This window comes from Pseudomonas baetica, from assembly GCF_002813455.1.
Classification (GTDB): domain Bacteria; phylum Pseudomonadota; class Gammaproteobacteria; order Pseudomonadales; family Pseudomonadaceae; genus Aquipseudomonas; species Aquipseudomonas baetica.
In genome coordinates this window covers 1,196,908-1,215,315 of record NZ_PHHE01000001.1, presented here as the reverse complement: position 1 = coordinate 1,215,315, position 18,408 = coordinate 1,196,908, and the positions used below count along the sequence as shown (strand labels likewise).

The 18,408-nt window shown below is 57.9% G+C and carries 14 protein-coding genes; 4 read left to right on the top strand and 10 right to left on the bottom strand.

Annotated features, from left to right (window positions below):
• Nucleotides 1-97: 97 nt before the first annotated feature.
• The gene (locus tag ATI02_RS05495) at nt 98-2,137 is read right to left on the bottom strand and encodes an NADPH-dependent 2,4-dienoyl-CoA reductase (RefSeq protein ID WP_100845680.1); all 2,040 of its coding nucleotides are present in this window, start codon (nt 2,135-2,137) and stop codon (nt 98-100) included.
• Between the two features lie 206 nt (nt 2,138-2,343).
• Between ATI02_RS05495 and ATI02_RS05490 the strand changes: the two genes are divergently transcribed.
• The gene (locus ATI02_RS05490; protein ID WP_095189934.1) at nt 2,344-3,474 is read left to right on the top strand and encodes a nitrilase-related carbon-nitrogen hydrolase; all 1,131 of its coding nucleotides are present in this window, start codon (nt 2,344-2,346) and stop codon (nt 3,472-3,474) included.
• Nucleotides 3,475-3,477: 3 nt separating this feature from the next.
• Nucleotides 3,478-4,518: an AraC family transcriptional regulator gene (locus tag ATI02_RS05485; protein ID WP_100845679.1), complete on the top strand. Its 1,041-nt coding sequence runs from the start codon at nt 3,478-3,480 to the stop codon at nt 4,516-4,518.
• A 359-nt stretch (nt 4,519-4,877) separates the two neighbouring features.
• Here the strand turns inward: ATI02_RS05485 and ATI02_RS05480 are convergent, their stop codons facing one another.
• Nucleotides 4,878-5,714 (bottom strand): DUF2242 domain-containing protein, encoded by an 837-nt coding sequence (locus tag ATI02_RS05480; protein ID WP_100845678.1) that lies wholly within the window; start codon nt 5,712-5,714, stop codon nt 4,878-4,880.
• Between the two features lie 92 nt (nt 5,715-5,806).
• Entirely contained in the window at nt 5,807-6,706 is a 900-nt protein-coding gene (locus ATI02_RS05475) for a LysR family transcriptional regulator (RefSeq protein ID WP_100845677.1), read from the bottom strand.
• Nucleotides 6,707-6,824: 118 nt separating this feature from the next.
• Between ATI02_RS05475 and ATI02_RS05470 the strand changes: the two genes are divergently transcribed.
• Nucleotides 6,825-8,030, top strand: coding sequence for an MFS transporter (locus ATI02_RS05470; RefSeq protein ID WP_100845676.1), 1,206 nt, complete (start codon nt 6,825-6,827; stop codon nt 8,028-8,030).
• A 100-nt stretch (nt 8,031-8,130) separates the two neighbouring features.
• Here the strand turns inward: ATI02_RS05470 and ATI02_RS05465 are convergent, their stop codons facing one another.
• The 7 genes from ATI02_RS05465 to tig all read right to left on the bottom strand — a co-directional run bounded on the left by ATI02_RS05465 (nt 8,131) and on the right by tig (nt 18,082).
• On the bottom strand, nt 8,131-10,002 hold the full coding sequence (locus ATI02_RS05465) for a SurA N-terminal domain-containing protein (protein WP_100845675.1): 1,872 nt from the start codon (nt 10,000-10,002) through the stop codon (nt 8,131-8,133).
• 227 nt (nt 10,003-10,229) lie between these two features.
• The gene (locus ATI02_RS05460) at nt 10,230-10,502 is read right to left on the bottom strand and encodes an HU family DNA-binding protein (RefSeq protein ID WP_016775333.1); all 273 of its coding nucleotides are present in this window, start codon (nt 10,500-10,502) and stop codon (nt 10,230-10,232) included.
• A gap of 148 nt (nt 10,503-10,650) precedes the next feature.
• Nucleotides 10,651-13,047, bottom strand: a complete 2,397-nt coding sequence (lon, locus tag ATI02_RS05455; protein WP_100845674.1) for an endopeptidase La — start codon at nt 13,045-13,047, stop codon at nt 10,651-10,653.
• A 146-nt stretch (nt 13,048-13,193) separates the two neighbouring features.
• Nucleotides 13,194-14,525: an IS4 family transposase gene (locus ATI02_RS05450; RefSeq protein ID WP_100845361.1), complete on the bottom strand. Its 1,332-nt coding sequence runs from the start codon at nt 14,523-14,525 to the stop codon at nt 13,194-13,196.
• A 122-nt stretch (nt 14,526-14,647) separates the two neighbouring features.
• Nucleotides 14,648-15,931, bottom strand: coding sequence for an ATP-dependent Clp protease ATP-binding subunit ClpX (gene clpX, locus ATI02_RS05445; RefSeq protein ID WP_016775335.1), 1,284 nt, complete (start codon nt 15,929-15,931; stop codon nt 14,648-14,650).
• 112 nt (nt 15,932-16,043) lie between these two features.
• On the bottom strand, nt 16,044-16,679 hold the full coding sequence (gene clpP, locus ATI02_RS05440; protein WP_007951559.1) for an ATP-dependent Clp endopeptidase proteolytic subunit ClpP: 636 nt from the start codon (nt 16,677-16,679) through the stop codon (nt 16,044-16,046).
• Between the two features lie 92 nt (nt 16,680-16,771).
• Nucleotides 16,772-18,082 carry a trigger factor gene (tig, locus tag ATI02_RS05435; RefSeq protein ID WP_095189941.1) on the bottom strand — a complete coding sequence of 437 codons (1,311 nt, stop codon included), beginning with the start codon at nt 18,080-18,082 and terminating at the stop codon, nt 16,772-16,774.
• A gap of 144 nt (nt 18,083-18,226) precedes the next feature.
• On the opposite strand from tig, the gene ATI02_RS05430 reads away from it, so the two are divergent.
• Nucleotides 18,227-18,406, top strand: a complete 180-nt coding sequence (locus ATI02_RS05430; RefSeq protein ID WP_100845673.1) for a hypothetical protein — start codon at nt 18,227-18,229, stop codon at nt 18,404-18,406.
• Nucleotides 18,407-18,408: the final 2 nt, after the last annotated feature.

Genomic DNA, 18,408 nt, shown 5'->3' with positions numbered 1-18,408 from the left:
AGCCTGCTCGCGAAAGTAAATTGTCAGTCAATGCAAATGTTGACTGACACAACGCCTTCGCGAGCAGGCTCGCTCCCACAGGGGGATACCGTGGTGCTTACAATTCAGCAGCCAGACGCGAGCCCTGGTTGATTGCACGTTTGGCATCCAGCTCCGCCGCCACATCCGCGCCGCCGATCAGGTGGACGTTCTGCCCGGCTGCGACCAGCCCGTCCTGCAGTTCCCGCAGCGGATCCTGTCCTGCGCAGATCACAATGTTGTCCACCGCCAGCAGCTGCGGCTCGCCGGTTTCGCCGATGCGGATGTGCAGGCCTTCGTCGTCAATGCTCAGGTATTCGACGCTGTTGAGCATCTGCACTTGCTTGTTCTTCAAACCGGTACGGTGAATCCAGCCAGTGGTTTTGCCCAGGCCGTCGCCCACTTTGGTTTTCTTGCGTTGCAGCAGAAACACTTCACGGGCCGGCGCGTGCGGCTCAGCTTTGATTCCAGCCACACCACCGCGAGCCTCCAGTTGAGTATCAATGCCCCACTCTTTCCAGAACGCGGCGCGATCCAGACTGGTGGCCACGCCTTCATGGACGAGGAATTCCGAGACGTCGAAACCGATACCGCCGGCGCCGATCACCGCCACACGCTTGCCAACCGGTTTGCGTTCGAGGATCACGTCCAGATAGCTCAGCACTTTGGCGTTGTCGACGCCCGCAATCGCCGGCAGACGCGGCGCAATGCCGGTGGCAAGGATGATTTCGTCATAGCCGCCTTCAACCAGTTTCGCCACGTCGACGCGGGTGTTCAGGCACACCTCGACGTTAGTGGTCTGCAACTTGCGGTTGAAGTAACGCAGGGTCTCGAAAAACTCTTCCTTGCCCGGCACGCGCTTGGCGATGTTGAACTGGCCACCGATTTCGCTGGCCGAATCGAACAAGGTCACCTGATGCCCACGCTCGGCGGCCACAGTGGCAGCGGACAACCCGGCAGGCCCGGCGCCGACCACGGCGATTTTCTTGATCTGCTGCACCGGCAGGTAGTTGAGTTCGGTTTCGTGACAGGCGCGTGGGTTGACCAGGCAACTGGTGAGCTTGCCGCCGAAGGTATGGTCGAGGCACGCCTGGTTGCAGCCGATGCAGGTATTGATTTCGTCGGCACGACCTTCAGCAGCCTTGTTGACGAAGTCCGGGTCGGCAAGGAACGGCCGCGCCATCGAGACCATGTCGGCATCGCCCTCAGCCAGAATCTGCTCGGCGATTTCCGGAGTGTTGATGCGGTTGGTGGTGATCAGCGGAATACTCACCGACCCACGCAGTTTTGCCGTGACCTTGCTGAACGCCGCACGCGGCACCTTGGTGGCGATGGTCGGAATTCGCGCTTCGTGCCAGCCGATGCCGGTGTTGATGATGGTCGCACCGGCCTGCTCGATGGCTTTGGCCAGGGTGACGATCTCTTCCCAAGAGCTACCGCCCTCGACCAGATCGAGCATCGACAGGCGGAAGATGATGATGAAGTTCGGACCCACGGCTTCACGGACGCGGCGCACGATTTCCACCGGCAGGCGCATACGGTTTTCGTAGCTGCCACCCCAGCGGTCAGTGCGGTGGTTGGTGTGCGCGGCAAGGAACTGGTTAATGAAATACCCTTCCGAGCCCATGATCTCGACGCCGTCATACCCGGCGGTTTGTGCCAGCACCGAGCAGGTAACGAAATCGCTGATCTGCTTCTCGATGCCTTCCTCGTCCAGCTCTTTGGGCTTGAACGGGTTGATCGGCGCCTGAATCGCGCTTGGCGCTACCTGTTTCGGACTATAGGCATAACGCCCGGCGTGAAGAATCTGCATGCAGATCTTGCCGCCCGCCTCATGTACTGCACGGGTGACGATGCGGTGCTTGAGCGCTTCTTCCTCGGTGGTCAGTTTGGCCGCGCCGGAATACACACCGCCCTCGTCGTTCGGGCCGATACCGCCGGTGACCATCAGGCCGACACCGCCACGGGCACGCTCAGCGAAGTACGCCGCCATGCGCTCGAAACCACCTGGTTTCTCTTCAAGGCCGGTGTGCATCGAGCCCATCAGGGTGCGGTTGCGCAGTGTGGTGAATCCCAGGTCCAGCGGGGCCAACAGGTGCGGGTAATGAGCGGCGGTCATCGGTAACTCCACAACGAGCGATCACGGAAAATGCGGGAGCTCTGTGTCCCCCGTCAGTCATGCTCGACAGACTAAGAGTCGCATCGCTGTCACTCAATGACCGTAACTGACAACTTAATGATCAAAATGCGCAGCGCCCCTTGGCAAGCAAGACCATGGGCCCTACCCTAGGCATCACACCCTGTACCCGGTCGTTGTTGGTTTTCATGCGCAAACTTTTGTACCTGTTTTTTTCCATGGCCATCGTGGCTGCCCTCACCACCTACGCCATGTGGGCGGCGGACCGGCCGGCGGGGCATTATCTGTCGGACCTGCGTATCAAACTCGCGGTTGATGAAGGCACGCCCGGCGACCGGGGCAATCTGCTCGGCATCCAGCCAGAACTGTTTCCCACCGACTATCAAAGCTCCGAACGCCTGCACCGCAAACTCGCCGCGTATTTGCAGCAAGCGCAGGATCAGGGCTTGTTGAATGACAAAACCGTGGTGGTGTTGCCGGAACATGTCGGCACCTGGCTGATGATCAGCGGCGAGAAAGACGAGTTGTATCAGGCCCCGACTCTGGCCGAAGCGATGAACTGGCTGGCAGCCAGCAATCCGCTGCTCTTTGCCCGTGCCTGGCTCGGCGCAAAAGGCAGCAGCCGCCTGGATGACGCCCATCTGCGTATGAAATCCAAAGCCATGGCCAAGGATTATCAGGCGCTGTTCGGCGGACTGGCCAAGGAGTTTCACGTCACGCTGGTGGCGGGTTCCATCGTGCTGCCCGAGCCGAGCATCCGTGATGGCCAGCTCAAACCCGGCAGCGGTTCGCTGTTCAACAGCAGCGTGGTGTTCGGCCGTGATGGCTTGCCGCTCGGTCAACCACAGCGGCAGATGCATCCGATCTTCGAACAGCGTGACGTGATCGAAGCCGAAGATGAGCACGCGATCAACGTGGTCGACACACCGGCCGGGCGCCTTGGCGTGCTGATCGGCAGCGACAGCTGGTATCCGGACAACTATCGAAAACTCGACGAACAAGGCGCACAACTGGTCGCCGTGCCGGCGTTCGTGGTCGGCCACGGGGTGTGGAATAAACCGTGGGGGGGCTACAAAGGTTCCAGTACACCGAGTTCAGTCAGCCTGAAACCCGGTGAAATCAGCGAGGGCCAGGCCTGGCATCGCCTGACGCTGACCGCGCAACCGCCGAGCAGTCGGGCGATTGCCGGCATGAGTGTATTCCTGCGTGGGCAATTCTGGGACAAGCCCGGTTCGGGGCAAAGTTTCCTCAGCAGCAACGGTCAACAGTTCGCCGATGGCGATGCCCGTGGCGCGCGCTTGCTGAATATCTGGTTGTAAGCCATGAAGCCGTTGCCGATGCGCCTCGGGGATCTGTCGGTGGGCTTCGTCGATAGCCTCGCCGATGCCGTGCGCAGTCATGACAGCGATCCGCAACCGTTGCTGGAACAATATGGTCTGGACGCCGCCCGACTGACCGAGGCAGGGGCCCGGCTGTCGATTCCGCGTTATATGCGTTTGGGCCATGGCGCGATTCAACTGACGGCTGATCCGGCGCTGGGCCTGCGCATGGGTCTGCTCAGTCGCCTGAGTCAAGCGGGGCTGGCCGGCGTCACCGCATCACAGGCACCCACCGTGCGTGAAGCGGCTCGTTGCCTGATCCGTTTCGAGCCCCTCTACGGCTCCAACTACCGTGGCCAGTCGAGTTTCCATGAGGACACCAACGGCGCCTGGCTGCGCTTCTACTCGATCAGCCCGTATAACGCCTATAACCGCTTTGTAGTGGACTCGATCATCGCCGGTTGGCTGCATCAGTTGTCCAGCGTCAGCCGCGAACCGCTCAAGGCCGAGCGCATTGAAATCGAATTCGACGCACCCGATTACCGCGATGCTTACAGCGTGCTGGGTGACAGCCCGATCCAGTTTGGCGCCGAGCGCAATCAACTGCGCCTGAGCCTGAGCAGCCTGGCGCAGCGCAATCCCGAACATTGCCCAAGCACCTGGAAGCATTTACTCCAGTTGTGTGAACGGGAACTGGAGCAACTGACCCGCACCCGCAGCCTGCGCGAACGCATCACGCAGTTGCTCGGACCGCTATTGAATGGGGGCCGGGAACCCGACCTGGAAGAAGTGGCGGCACGCCTGAAGCTGCCAACCTGGACATTGCGGCGCAAACTGGCCGAGGAAGGCACGCAATTTCGCGCGATCCTCAATGACACTCGACGTGACCTGGCGATGACTTACATCCGCGACACCGAACTGGCGTTCGGCGAAATCGCCTACCTGCTGGGCTTTGCCTCAGCCGAAGCATTCCAGCGAGCCTTCAAACGCTGGAGCGGACAGACACCCGGCGAATTCCGCCGCAGCCATCGCAAAACCGCCTGAGGTTTTAAAGCTCGGTGGCGTCTTCGGCCGGCTCTGGTTGATCCAGTTCATACGCCTGGTACTCGAGCAGTTCTTCTTGATAGTCATCCATTGCGTAATCCCCCTACTGCTCTCTTCGATTTGTCCCGAGCATAACGTGCCCGTGTGAAGGAAAAATGAAATCCGGCCTTCATGGATAAAACGTAGCAGGCGGTCAGGAATTTATCGCGGGGATTTTTCGTAAGAAGATGTTTTGATCAGACACAAATCAATGTGGGAGCGAGCCTGCTCGCGAAAGCGTTCTTTCAACCACCTCAATATCGGATGGACTGACGCCTTCGCGAGCAGGCTCGCTCCCACACGGGGATTGGGTCTCTGGATTATTGGCCGGAGGCAGGCATCGCCGGAATCGGCTCGGACGGCGGCGGGATGTCCGTCGGATTGGCCGGTGGCGTGATGACTTCCGTGGCCGGCGCAGGTTCTGCACTCGGTGCAGGCGTGATCGGCGTCGATTCCGCGGGTGGCGCTACCGGCTCTGAGGTCACCGGAGCGGTCTCGACAGGTGCAGGTGCGGTGACCGCCGGGGCGGGAGCGGGCTCTGCAGCAGGCGTCAGGTTTGCCGGAGCCGCTTTCGGCTCAGGCATGCCAAGATCGGTCTTCGGCTTCTCTTCGATATGCGCCGCTTTTTTGGTTTCTGCCGGCAGGAACTGCTCGACCAGCGCAAAGAAGCGCTCATAGAACTTTTGCGCCGTCACCGTCTCGCTGGCAACCTTGACCATCGAGTCGTCGGAGGAGCCGATCGGCATCGACACCGAACCCAGCACACCAACACCCAGGCTGGCCGAGTTGTTGGTCTTCTTCAGCGCGTACCGATCCTGCAGGGCGTTGACGAACATCGTGGCATGGTGCCCGGCAGTGCCGTCATCGGCGCAGACCACGTTGAAGCTGATCTCCATGTGAGTATCGCCGGTCTGCTGGAAACTTTTGTGGCCGCTGATCACTTTCGGGTCGCTGCTGGTGATGATGTAACCCTGACTGAGCAATGCGCGACGGGCCGCTTCACAGCTGACCGAGTCGGTCACTGGATAATTGCGCGAGAACGTACCGGAGTCATCGAAGTTCTCATGCTCATACATCGGCTTGTCTTTCGAACAACCGGCAACAGCGGTCAACAACAGCGCCAACCCGACAACACGCAGGGGAGTGGAAATCAACATTGAACATCCTGAGGGAAAACAGTCCGGGGCGTATTGTGCAACAGATCGCGGCCCCGCGGCGTATGGATTAGTGTCTTGAAACAGTTACAACGCTATCGACCTTCAGTGTCGGGAAAAAGTCGCGCCGATAAATGATCGATGAAAACCCGCAACTTCACCGTCGCGTGGCGGCTCGAGGGCCATAACACCCAGAATTGACCGGTATGTTCCAGATACCCATCCAGTACCCGCTGCAGGCGCCCTTCAGCGACCGCGTCATGCGTCATGAAGTCCGGCAGGCAGGCAATGCCCATACCGGCCAATGCCGCATGACTGACGGCCTCGATGGACGTGCTGACAAGCCGCGCCGGCAATAATGGCTCCGCGGTAAACGGCTCCCGCCGCAAAGGCCAGGGCTCCAGTTTTCCGGTGGCATGGAAGGTGTGGCGCAGACAGGCGTGGTCAGCAAGATCGCCGGGCGTTTGCGGCACACCGCGCTCGCGCAGATAGGCGGGACTGGCCACCAGCACCATGTAAAACTTACCCAACGGTCGTGCCATCAGTCGCGAGTCACGCGGTGTACCGGTTCGGATAACCGCATCGAAGCCCTCTTCGACCACATCGACCATGCGATCAGTCAGATCCAGGTCCAGCTCGATCTGCGGATACAGGGCCATGAACTCGTTCATGACCGGCATCACCAACCCATGCACCTGCGGCAGACTGATCCGCAACTTGCCATGGGGTTTTGCAGCGGCGTCACACAACTCAAACTCCGCCGCCTCAACCTCGGCGAGGATCTTGCGGCAACGCTCAAGAAACAGCGCACCTTCGCTGGTGAGCGCGATACTGCGAGTGGTGCGATGAAACAGCCGTACGCCGAGCCGTGCTTCCAGCCGGGCAATACTTTTGCCCACCGCCGAGGACGATACTCCCAGCAGCCGACCCGCCTCGGTAAAACTGCGCGTTTCGGCAACCTGAACAAACACCGAAATACTGCCAAGGCTATCCATACCAACACTCCATTGACGACTTCCATGTCCGATATGTTCGGAACCATAACCTGTTTTTCCTGAATGTGCAGCGCTCTAACCTGTGTGCCTCGTCAACTCTGCACAAGGATGCTGGCTCATGAACGACGCACCACTCACCTGCCCCCCACTCCCCCCCCCGCTTGCAACCCGCGAACGCCTCCCCCTCGCAGCACTGCTGGCCCTGGCAACCGCCGGTTTCATCACGGTAATGACCGAAGCCATGCCCGCCGGCCTGCTACCGCAGATGAGCGACGGCCTGGGCGTCTCTCAGGCGCTGATCGGGCAACTGGTCACGTTGTATGCCATCGGTTCGATACTGGCCGCCATACCGCTGACCATCGCTACCCGCACCTGGCGTCGCCGCCCGCTGCTGCTATCCGCCATCTCCGGGTTTGCCATCGCCAACAGCATCACCGCCGTTTCAGACCTGTACTGGCTAACCCTGATTGCACGATTTATCGCCGGTGTATTCGCCGGCCTGCTCTGGGCCCTGCTCGCCGGGTACGCAAGCCGAATGGTCGCGCCGCACCTGCAAGGCCGTGCTATCACCGTGGCCATGCTGGGTGCACCGATTGCGCTGTCACTGGGAATCCCGGCAGGCACCTTGCTCGGCACCCTGATCGGCTGGCGCCTGAGCTTCGCGATCATGACCGCGTTAACCGTACTGCTGGTCATCTGGGTACGCTGGCAAGTGCCTGACTTTCCGGGTGATCGCGCAGGCAACCGCTTGCCGCTGCGTCAGGTCTTTACCCTGCCAGGCGTACGATCGGTGTTGTTCGTGACCTTGTCCTACGTGGTCGCACACAACCTTCTGTACACCTACATCGCACCGTTCCTGCAACCCTCAGGACTTGCCAGTGATATCGACCTCGTATTGCTCATGTTCGGCGTGGCCTCCGTGCTGAGTCTGTGGGTCGTCGGCAGCCTGATAGATCGCTGGCTGCGCGAACTGGTCATCATCAGCACGCTGCTGTTCATGCTTTCGGCCATAGCGCTCGGCCTGTGGCGCGAATCGCCGAACGTGATCTACATCGCCACGGCAATATGGGGACTGGCCTTCGGCGCCATGCCATCGCTGCTGCAAACCGCCTCGGCAAAAACCGCAAAAGACGCCGCCGACACCGCGCAATCCATGCTGGTCACCTTGTGGAATGTCGGCATCGCCGGAGGTGGACTGGCGGGTGGGCTGTTGCTGGACAGCGTGGGGGTTGGACACTTCCCATGGATTGTTGCAGCGCTGCTGGTCTCGACCTTGTACGCAGCTGTAAACGCCCGACATCATGGATTTCCGCGAGCGGGATGATCCAAAGGCGATCCCGACCCATGCCCAGAAGGCTGGATCGCGCCCACAAAAAAGCCCCGACCAATTGGCCGGGGCTCTCGTAGTAAAGCTCAGTCAACCATCAGAACTTCTTGATGTCTGCCTGTGCCTCCAGCTGCTTGCGATAAGCCGCAAAGTCCTGCTGCCCTTCACGGGACGCCAGGAAGCGACGGTACTGAACCTTCTCTTCCTCGGTCGGCGCAGCCGCCTCATTGATGCCGTTCAAACGCACGATCATCAGGCTACCGTCCGACAGCGTAACGCTGCTGAACGTCGGTTTGTCCTTGGCTGCCGGCTTGGGCATACGGAACAGCGCCTGCAGTACCGCCGGATCAACACCTTCCTGACCACGGGTGGCCGCTTGTGTGGCTTTCCAGCTCTGGCCATCAACAGCCTTGTCCAGCGGCGCCTTGCCATCGCGCAGATCAGCAATCAGCTTCTCGGCCTTGGTCTTGGCAGCCGCGCTGGCGTGCTCTTTGGTCAGTTGGGTGCGGATGGCCGCACTCACACTTTCCAGAGGCAGTTGCGCAGGTTTCAAGTGCTCCTTGGAACGCAGCACGATCACGGTTTCCGGATCCAGCTCGATGGCGGTGCTGTTGGCCCCCTCATCGATCACTTCAGTGCTGAACGCAGCAGTGACCACGGCACGGTTGGCCGCAACACCTTCGCCACCTTCACGGCCGAACGGCTTGGAGGTGTGCACGGTCAGTTTCAGATCCGACGCAGGCTGAGCCAGGTCAGACGCTTCGAACGCGGAGTCTTCCAGTTGCTTGGTCGCTTCAACGAAACGCTGCTCGACCTGCGCCGCTTTCAGCTCGCGGGTCAGCTTGTCCTTCAGGCTGGCCAGGGTTGGCACTTCAGGCGCTTCAACACCCAGCAGCTTGATCAGGTGGTAACCGAAGTCGGTGCGAACCGGTTCGGAAACCTGATCTTTAGCCAGCGAGTACAGGGCTTTTTCGAAGGCTGGGTCGTAGACACCAGGACCTGCATAACCGAGGTCACCGCCGTTGTTGGCCGAACCCGGGTCTTGCGAAAACTCTTTGGCCAGCGCTTCAAACTTCTCGCCCTTGGCCAGACGCGCCTGCACTTCTTCGATCTTCGCCTTGGCCTGAGCTTCGGTCGTCTTGTCGTTCACTTCGATCAGAATGTGCGCCGCACGACGCTGTTCCGACAGGTTGGCGATCTCTTTCTGATACGCCGCTTGCAAGTCTTCGTCCTTGACGGCGACCTGATCGAAGAACGAAGCCTTCTTCAGTTCCAGGTAATCGATGACCACTTGATCAGGGGTCATGAATTCCTTGGCGTGCTCGTCGTAGTAAGCCTTGACCTCATCATCGGTCAGCTTGACCGCCGCCGGGTCGGCCTTGACGTTCAAGGTCGCGAAATCGCGGGTCTGTTTTTCCAGACGGGCGAATGCCAGCACTTCGGCGTCGGTGACAAAACCGCTGCCCGCTACACCGGCGCGCAATTGGCCGATCAGCATTTCCTGAGCCAGCATCTGGCGGAATTGCATACGGCTGTAACCCAGTTGACGGATCACCTGGTCGAAACGCTCGGAGCTGAACTTGCCATCAACCTGAAACTCAGGCGTCTGCAGGATCACCTGATCCAAAGCGCCTTCGGAGAAAGCAAATTTCGATTGTTCAGCGCCTTGCAGCAGCAGCTTGCGATCAATCAGACCCTTGAGGGCCGATTCGCGGAGCATTTTTTCATCGAGCAAGGAAGCGTCGAAATCTTTGCCCAGCTGTTGCATCAGCTGACGGCGTTGCATATCAACGGCCTGGCTCAGCTCGTTCAGGCTGATTTCTTCACCATTGACCTTGGCCACCTCATTCTTGTGAGTGGCGGCCTGGAAAATGGCGTCGAAACCGGTCAAAGCCATCAGCAAAATGATGGCCCCGATAATGGTCTTGGCAATCCAGCCTTGTGAATTGTCCCTGATATTCTGCAGCATGCGTCCCCCAGAAACGGTTGAACTTCAATTTAGGCAACCGTGGAGCGTGGGTAGAATCCGGATAGAAGAAAGGCGCATCCGAGGATGCGCCTTCTCGTAACTGGCGGAGCGGACAGGGCTCGAACCCTCGATCCCGGCGTTACAGGCAGCTGTTTCAGCGACCTGCTCTACCGCTCCGCTGCCAAGTCAGGCATGACCCCGACCCGGATGGGTAAAAACCTGAAAACTTAGTTAACAGCTTCTTTCAGTGCTTTACCGGCTTTGAAACCTGGCTTCTTGGCAGCCGGGATTTCCAGAGACTTGCCGGTCTGAGGGTTACGACCGGTACGAGCCGGACGATCAGTCACGGAGAAAGTACCGAAACCGACCAGAACTACGGAGTCGCCAGCCTTGAGAGCGCCAGTGACGGATTCGATTACAGCGTCCAGCGCACGGCCAGCGGCAGCTTTCGGGATATCAGCGGATGCAGCGATAGCATCAATCAGTTCCGACTTGTTCACTCTAAGTCCCCTTATATCTATTTTGAGATGATTCTAAGTTTTTTGGTGAAAGCAAAAACGAGTGCTGAATGGCCTACAGACACTTAAGAGCCGCTTTATAACAAGGGCTCTAAAAAGCTGTCAAGGAAGCCCCCCAGGCAAAAACGTATTAATGCGTGCTAATTCTTTCCTTAGAGTCAGACTCGCGCTTTTCGTCCTTGGCAACTATCTCCGGAGCCACATCCGGCAAGGGCTCCGGCGCGTATTGCAGCGCAATTTGCAGGACCTCGTCAATCCATTTAACCGGTTTAATCTGAAGATCCTGCTTGATATTGTCAGGAATCTCCTTCAAATCACGCACGTTCTCTTCCGGAATAATCACAATCTTGATTCCGCCGCGATGCGCCGCCAGCAGTTTTTCCTTCAAACCGCCAATTGCCAGCACCTGACCACGCAGAGTGATTTCGCCGGTCATGGCGACATCGGCGCGTACCGGAATGCCGGTCAACGCCGACACCAGCGCGGTGCACATCCCTACACCGGCGCTAGGACCGTCTTTCGGAGTCGCGCCTTCCGGCATATGGATATGCGTGTCGCGCTTCTCGTGGAAGTCCAGAGGAATGCCCAGACTCTTCGCGCGACTGCGTACCACAGTCAGGGCGGCAGTGATCGATTCGACCATTACATCACCCAGCGAACCGGTCTTTATCAACTGACCCTTGCCCGGCACAACAGCGGCTTCGATGGTCAACAGTTCGCCGCCAACCTGAGTCCAGGCGAGTCCGGTCACTTGACCGATCTGATCCTGTTGCTCAGCCAGACCGTAGCGGAACTTGCGCACGCCGAGGAAGTGCTCCAGCAAGTCAGCTGTCACTTTCACCGAGAAGCGTTTTTCCAGCGCGTGTTCTTTGACCGCCTTGCGGCAGACCTTGGCGATCTGCCGTTCGAGGCCACGAACACCGGCTTCACGGGTGTAGTAACGGATGATGTCGCGGATCGCTTCTTCGTCGAATTCCAGCTCGCCTTTCTTCAGACCATTGGCGGCGATCTGTTTTGGCGACAGGTATTTGACCGCGATGTTGATCTTTTCGTCTTCGGTGTAACCCGGCAGACGGATGACTTCCATCCGGTCGAGCAGCGCCGGCGGAATGTTCATCGAGTTGGAGGTGCACAGGAACATCACATCGGAAAGGTCGTAATCGACTTCCAGATAGTGATCGTTGAAGTTGTGGTTTTGCTCAGGATCGAGCACTTCAAGCAACGCCGACGCCGGGTCGCCACGCATGTCGCTGCCCATTTTGTCGATTTCGTCGAGCAGGAACAGCGGGTTGCGCACGCCCACCTTTGTCATCTTTTGAATCAATCTTCCCGGCATCGAACCGATGTAAGTCCGGCGGTGACCACGAATTTCCGCTTCATCACGCACGCCACCGAGGGCCATGCGCACGAACTTGCGGTTGGTCGCATGGGCAATCGACTCAGCCAGCGAGGTTTTACCCACGCCCGGAGGACCCACCAGGCACAACACCGGGCCACGGATTTTCTTCACGCGCTTCTGCACGGCGAGGTACTCAAGGATACGCTCCTTGACCTCTTCCAGACCATAGTGATCGGCATCGAGAATGTCTTCCGCACGGGCCAGATCCAGGCGCACTTTGCTCTGTGCCTTCCACGGTACTTGCACCAGCCAGTCGATGTAGGAGCGCACTACCGTGGCTTCGGCGGACATCGGTGACATTTGCTTGAGCTTGTTCAACTCTGCGGTGGCTTTGGTCAGTGCATCTTTCGGCAGGCCGGCAGCATCGATGCGCTTTTTCAGCTCTTCGATTTCGTTGTGACCTTCGTCACCGTCACCCAGCTCTTTCTGAATGGCCTTCATCTGCTCATTCAGGTAGTACTCGCGCTGGCTGCGCTCCATTTGTTTTTTGACGCGACCGCGAATGCGTTTTTCGACTTGCAGCAGGTCGATCTCGGCGTCCAGCAATGCCAGAACATGCTCGACCCGCGCCGACAAATCGATGATTTCGAGGATTTCCTGTTTCTGCTCGATTTTCAGCGCCATGTGCGCGGCCATGGTATCGACCAGGCGGCCCGGCTCATCAATGCTGTTGAGCGATGACAGGACTTCAGCCGGGACTTTCTTGCCCAACTGCACATATTGTTCGAACTGCGACAGCAGCGTTCGCACGAACACTTCGGACTCGCGCTCGGCAGCGTCGACTTCTTCGATCAAGGAGACTTCGGCACGGCAGTGGCCGTCGACTTCGCTGAAGCGCTCAACGGTACCGCGCTGCTCACCCTCGACCAGCACCTTGACGGTGCCGTCGGGCAACTTGAGCAGTTGCAGCACAGTTGCGATGGTACCTACGCGATAGAGAGCGTCTTCACCGGGATCATCGTCAGCCGGGTTTCTCTGGGCCAGCAGCAGGATCTGCTTGTCACCCGTCATCGCTGCCTCGAGGGCTTCGATGGATTTCTCGCGCCCCACGAACAGCGGGATAACCATGTGCGGATAAACCACAACATCACGCAATGGCAGGAGAGGCAATTCGATGGTTGTCTTCATGATTTCGCCTCTACGGCGGCCATATGGCCGTAATCAGATGGAATTAAGCTTGAAACCAAGATGGGGGCTGCCTTGAAAAAAAACAAGCACAAAGCGGATGTAAAAAATGACATAAAAAAAAAGAGGCCCGAAGGCCCTAATGCCAGTCAGTTAAGCTGACTGGCATTTTTGTTTTTGATCGGATACTTCGGCGATTTGAGCCTGATTGCCCGAGGATAAATGCGCTCCTCGCGTCGATGTGGCAGGACATAATGCGGGGCTGAGGCATGCAACTCTGCGAGATATTTGGGGATGTTCCCCGAACGATCCGCAGAAACGCCGTTGATAAACCCCAAGATCGCCCAAGTGCACGCGGTGAAGCTCAGTTCGCATGGATGGATGCCTGGACAATGGCGGCTCATCTCCACCATCTGATAACGCAACAGGTTGTAGCCCAACAACACGCCCCACAGTTCCTGCTCAATCATTTCGGGCGTCTTGCTGCGCAGCGTATAGCTGCTGTTCAGCAGGGTCTGCTTCATTTCTCTAAACCCTAACTCGATCTCCCATCGCTGGCTGTAGAGATCGACGATTTCGTCGGACGGGAAGCGTAATGAGTCGGCCATCGACGTCAGTATCTGACAAACCTTGCCCTTGACGGTTTTGCTCAGAAGCCGCGCAGTCAGGCGCTCCGGCAATCCAGGCCATTGCTTGCGGGCCTGCGGCGAAGTACTCAACGAGACCACAGCATCGTGGCGCCCCAAACGCTGAAGCACTTCGTACTGCGAGCCTTTTTTCAGCGGCATCAACCAATGTCGCTCGATGCCTGCTTGCTGCCATTGATGCAGCAACCCCAAGGAATAAAAGCCGCGATCGAACAGCGTCAGCGAGTGATCGGGGGTGGTTTCGATCAGTTGCTCCGCCAGTTTCATCTCGTTGCTGCGATAGCCGTCAAACGCGCTGCCAATCAGTAAGTGACTGGTCAATTCCATTTGGCAAACCATGCGCACCTGAGGAAAACCAGTATCGCCATGCTGGTTGCTGGCGGAGTCGTAACGCGCACGGTTTTCCGGTGTATCGGGCGTACGCCAGACGACGCCGTCGACACCCAGCAAGCGCAACCCGGCCCAGGTCGGATGACTGGCCGCTTCATGCCAGCTTTTCTGAGTCAGATCGAAGACTTGTCGTACGGCCTCGCTGCCCAGCCGCTGACGGGCTTGGACTACGGCGCTGGGCGCGACCAGCGGACGTTGCCCAGGCAGCATGATGTTCATGCGACTGACCACATCCCACGCCGACATGCGTCGAAAAAACGCCATGGAGATGACGCACCAAAGCATCATTTCCAAAGGTAAGCGTCGCCTGCGCAAAGTGGCTACACCGGCCTGCTCCAATGCCTGTTCGACCAGAGATGGATCAAGCAACGAGTCCAACCCTTCGAGGGAGTTGGGAGTCGAGACGAAGTTGTGGGTGAGTTCCAGTGCCCGAGCCAGACGCATAAAAAAATCCGATGCCTATTCAGGCATCGGATTTTGATTTCTTGCGGCCAAAGGTCAAGCAAAAGGGCTTAACTGATCGGCATTACCCGAAGGCCCCTTCTTTATTCCGGCAGAGTGGACGCTTAAGCGTCCGGCGCTGCCTTGGCCGTCGGCTCACTGTTCTCGTAGATATACAGTGGCTTGGACTTGCCTTCAATCACACTCTCATCGATGACGACTTTGCTCACCTCGGACTGCGAGGGGATTTCGTACATCGTGTCGAGCAGCACACCTTCGAGAATCGAACGCAGGCCACGGGCACCGGTTTTACGCTCCAGGGCACGCTTGGCGACCGATTTCAGCGCGTCTGAGCGGAACTCCAGATCCACGCCTTCCATCTCGAACAGCTTGGCATACTGTTTGGTCAGAGCATTTTTCGGCTCGGTGAGGATCTGCATCAGCGCAGCCTCATCCAGCTCGTCCAGCGTCGCGAGGACAGGCAGACGACCGACGAACTCCGGGATCAGACCGAACTTGACCAGATCGTCAGGCTCGACTTCACGCAGGGACTCACCAACCTTCTTGCCTTCTTCCTTGCTGCGCACTTCTGCGTTGAAACCGATGCCACCTTTGGTGGAACGGTTCTGGATGACCTTCTCGAGACCCGAGAACGCACCACCGCAGATGAACAGGATGTTACGGGTGTCGACCTGCAGGAACTCCTGCTGCGGATGCTTGCGGCCACCTTGCGGCGGTACGGAAGCGACCGTGCCTTCGATCAACTTGAGCAAGGCCTGCTGCACGCCTTCACCAGAAACGTCACGGGTGATCGACGGGTTGTCGGACTTGCGGGAAATCTTGTCGATTTCGTCGATGTAGACAATACCCATCTGGGCCTTCTCTACGTCGTAATCGCACTTCTGCAGCAGCTTCTGAATGATGTTCTCGACATCTTCACCTACGTAACCGGCCTCGGTGAGGGTGGTTGCGTCGGCGATGGTGAACGGAACGTTCAGCAGGCGGGCCAGTGTTTCGGCCAGCAGGGTCTTGCCAGAGCCTGTCGGGCCGATCAGCAGGATGTTGCTCTTGCCGAGTTCGACGTCGTCAGCCTTTTTGTCACGCTGGTTCAGGCGCTTGTAGTGGTTGTACACCGCTACGGCCAAAACCTTTTTCGCACGCTCCTGACCAATCACATACTGATCAAGGATGCCGCTGATTTCTTTAGGCGAAGGCAATTTATGCGCGCTGCTTTCGGCCTGGGCTTCCTGCACCTCCTCACGGATGATGTCATTGCACAGGTCGACGCACTCGTCGCAGATAAAGACCGAGGGGCCGGCAATCAATTTGCGCACTTCATGCTGGCTTTTGCCACAGAAGGAGCAATAGAGCAGCTTGCCGTTGTCCTCGCCGTTGCGGGTGTCAGTCATTCGTTCGATCCAAATCCGATAGGCTTGCAACACAAGATGAAGGCTATTGCGGGCTTTTTCAAGCCCGCCACTGATCAGACGCGCCGACCAAGCCTATTTTGAGTTGCTTATTTTAAGCTGGGCGCTGATTGATCACTTCGTCGATCAAGCCGTATTCCTTCGCAGCTTCTGCACTCATGAAGTTATCGCGGTTGGTATCGCGCTCGATTTCTTCAAGGGTACGACCGCTGTGCTTGGCCATCAGCGTGTTCAGGCGCTCGCGAATGAAGAGGATTTCCTTGGCATGGATTTCGATATCCGATGCCTGACCCTGGAAACCACCCAGTGGCTGGTGAATCATCACGCGCGAGTTCGGCAGGCAGAAACGCTTGCCTGGAGCACCGGCGGTCAACAAGAACGCGCCCATGCTGCATGCCTGGCCGATGCAGGTAGTCGATACGTTGGGTTTGATGAACTGCATGGTGTCGTAGATCGACATGCCTGCTGTCACCGAACCGCCCGGGGAGTTGATATAGAGATGGATGTCCTTGTCCGGGTTTTCCGCTTCAAGGAACAGCAGTTGCGCGCAAATCAGGTTGGCCATGTAGTCCTCTACCGGACCAACCAGAAAAATCACTCGCTCCTTGAGCAGGCGCGAGTAGATGTCATAGGCGCGTTCGCCACGAGCAGATTGCTCGACAACCATCGGAACCAGGCCGCCTGCGGCCTGGATATCAGAGTTCTGCTGAATATACGAATTACGGAACATGCTCTGCAGTCACTCCCAAATAGTTATGTCTTGAATACGCATAAGCCAGCTCGAGAGCTGGCTTATGTGAGCACTTCTTAACGCAAAAACGATCAGTCGGCTTTTGGAGCTTCTACCGGCTTGACTGCTTCTTCGTAAGAGACCGATTTGTCGGTCACGCTAGCTTTCTGCAGAACAGTATCCACAACTTGTTCTTCCAGCACAACCGAACGGACTTCGTTCAGTTGCTGGTCGTTCTTGTAGTACCAGGACACAACCTGCTCAGGCTCTTGGTAAGCCGAAGCCATTTCCTGAATCATTTCACGAACGCGGGCTTCGTCAGGCTTGAGGTCGAACTGCTTGACCACTTCAGCCACGATCAGACCCAGCACGACGCGGCGCTTGGCTTGTTCTTCGAACAGCTCGGCCGGCAGTTGGTCTGGCTTGATGTTGCCACCGAACTGCTGAACAGCCTGCACGCGCAGACGGTCAACTTCGTTGGACAGCAGAGCCTTAGGCACTTCGATCGGGTTGGTGGCCAGCAGACCGTCCATGACCTGATTCTTGACCTTGGATTTGATCGCCTGACGCAGTTCACGCTCCATGTTCTTGCGAACCTCGGTGCGGAAACCGTCGATGCCGCTTTCCTTGATGCCGAATTGAGCGAAGAACTCTTCGTTCAGCTCAGGCAGTTTTGGCTCGGAAACGGTGTTGACAGTGACGGTGAACTCAGCGGTTTTGCCAGCCAGGTCCAGGTTCTGATAGTCCTCTGGGAAAGTCAGGTTCAGAACGCGCTCTTCGCCGGCCTTAGCGCCAACCAGGCCTTCTTCGAAGCCCGGGATCATGCGGCCGGAACCCAGCACCAGCTGAGTACCCTTGGCGGAACCGCCAGCGAACACTTCGCCGTCGACCTTGCCAACGAAATCGATGTTCAGCTGATCTTCGTTCTGGGCAGCACGATCGGCCACTTCAAAACGGGTGTTCTGCTTGCGCAGGATGTCCAGCATTTTGTCCAGATCAGCGTCAGCCACGTCAGCGCTCAGGCGCTCAACGGTGATGCCTTCGAAGCCGGCAACGGTGAACTCAGGGAACACTTCGAATACGGCAACGTATTCCAGATCCTTGCCAGCTTCGAGCGACTTAGGCTCGATCGACGGCGAACCGGCCGGGTTCAACTTTTGCTCAACCACGGCTTCGTAGAAGGAGGACTGGATGACATCACCAACAGCTTCCTGACGAGCGTCAGCACCGAAACGACGCTTGATTTCGCTCATTGGCACTTTGCCTGGACGGAAGCCAGCAATCTTGGCCTTTTGGGCAGTCTGCTGCAGACGCTTGTTGACCTGAGTCTCGATGCGCTCAGCCGGCACGGTGACGCTCATGCGGCGCTCGAGAGCAGTAGTATTTTCAACAGAAACTTGCATGGATATTCCTCGTTGCACAGACGTTAGCCGGCCGTTTCCGACCCCAGAATCAAGGGCATGCATTCTAGTGGGTCAAACTCAAGAAGTCACCCTACTGAAAACGGGTAAAAAAACAGCAGGCAATTTATAAGGACCGACACACGGATGCGTCGCGCCCCACAGGCGAATACAACCAATCACGCCAAGGCTCTGCGCCAATCTCTTCTATATATAGAAGAGATGACCCATAACTCCCTGACGGCCGACCTTGCAAGCAAGCCCGGCGAGCAGCACAGCATCATCGAGCAACATAAATACGACGAAACGCCCTGCCCTGCAGCCTGAAA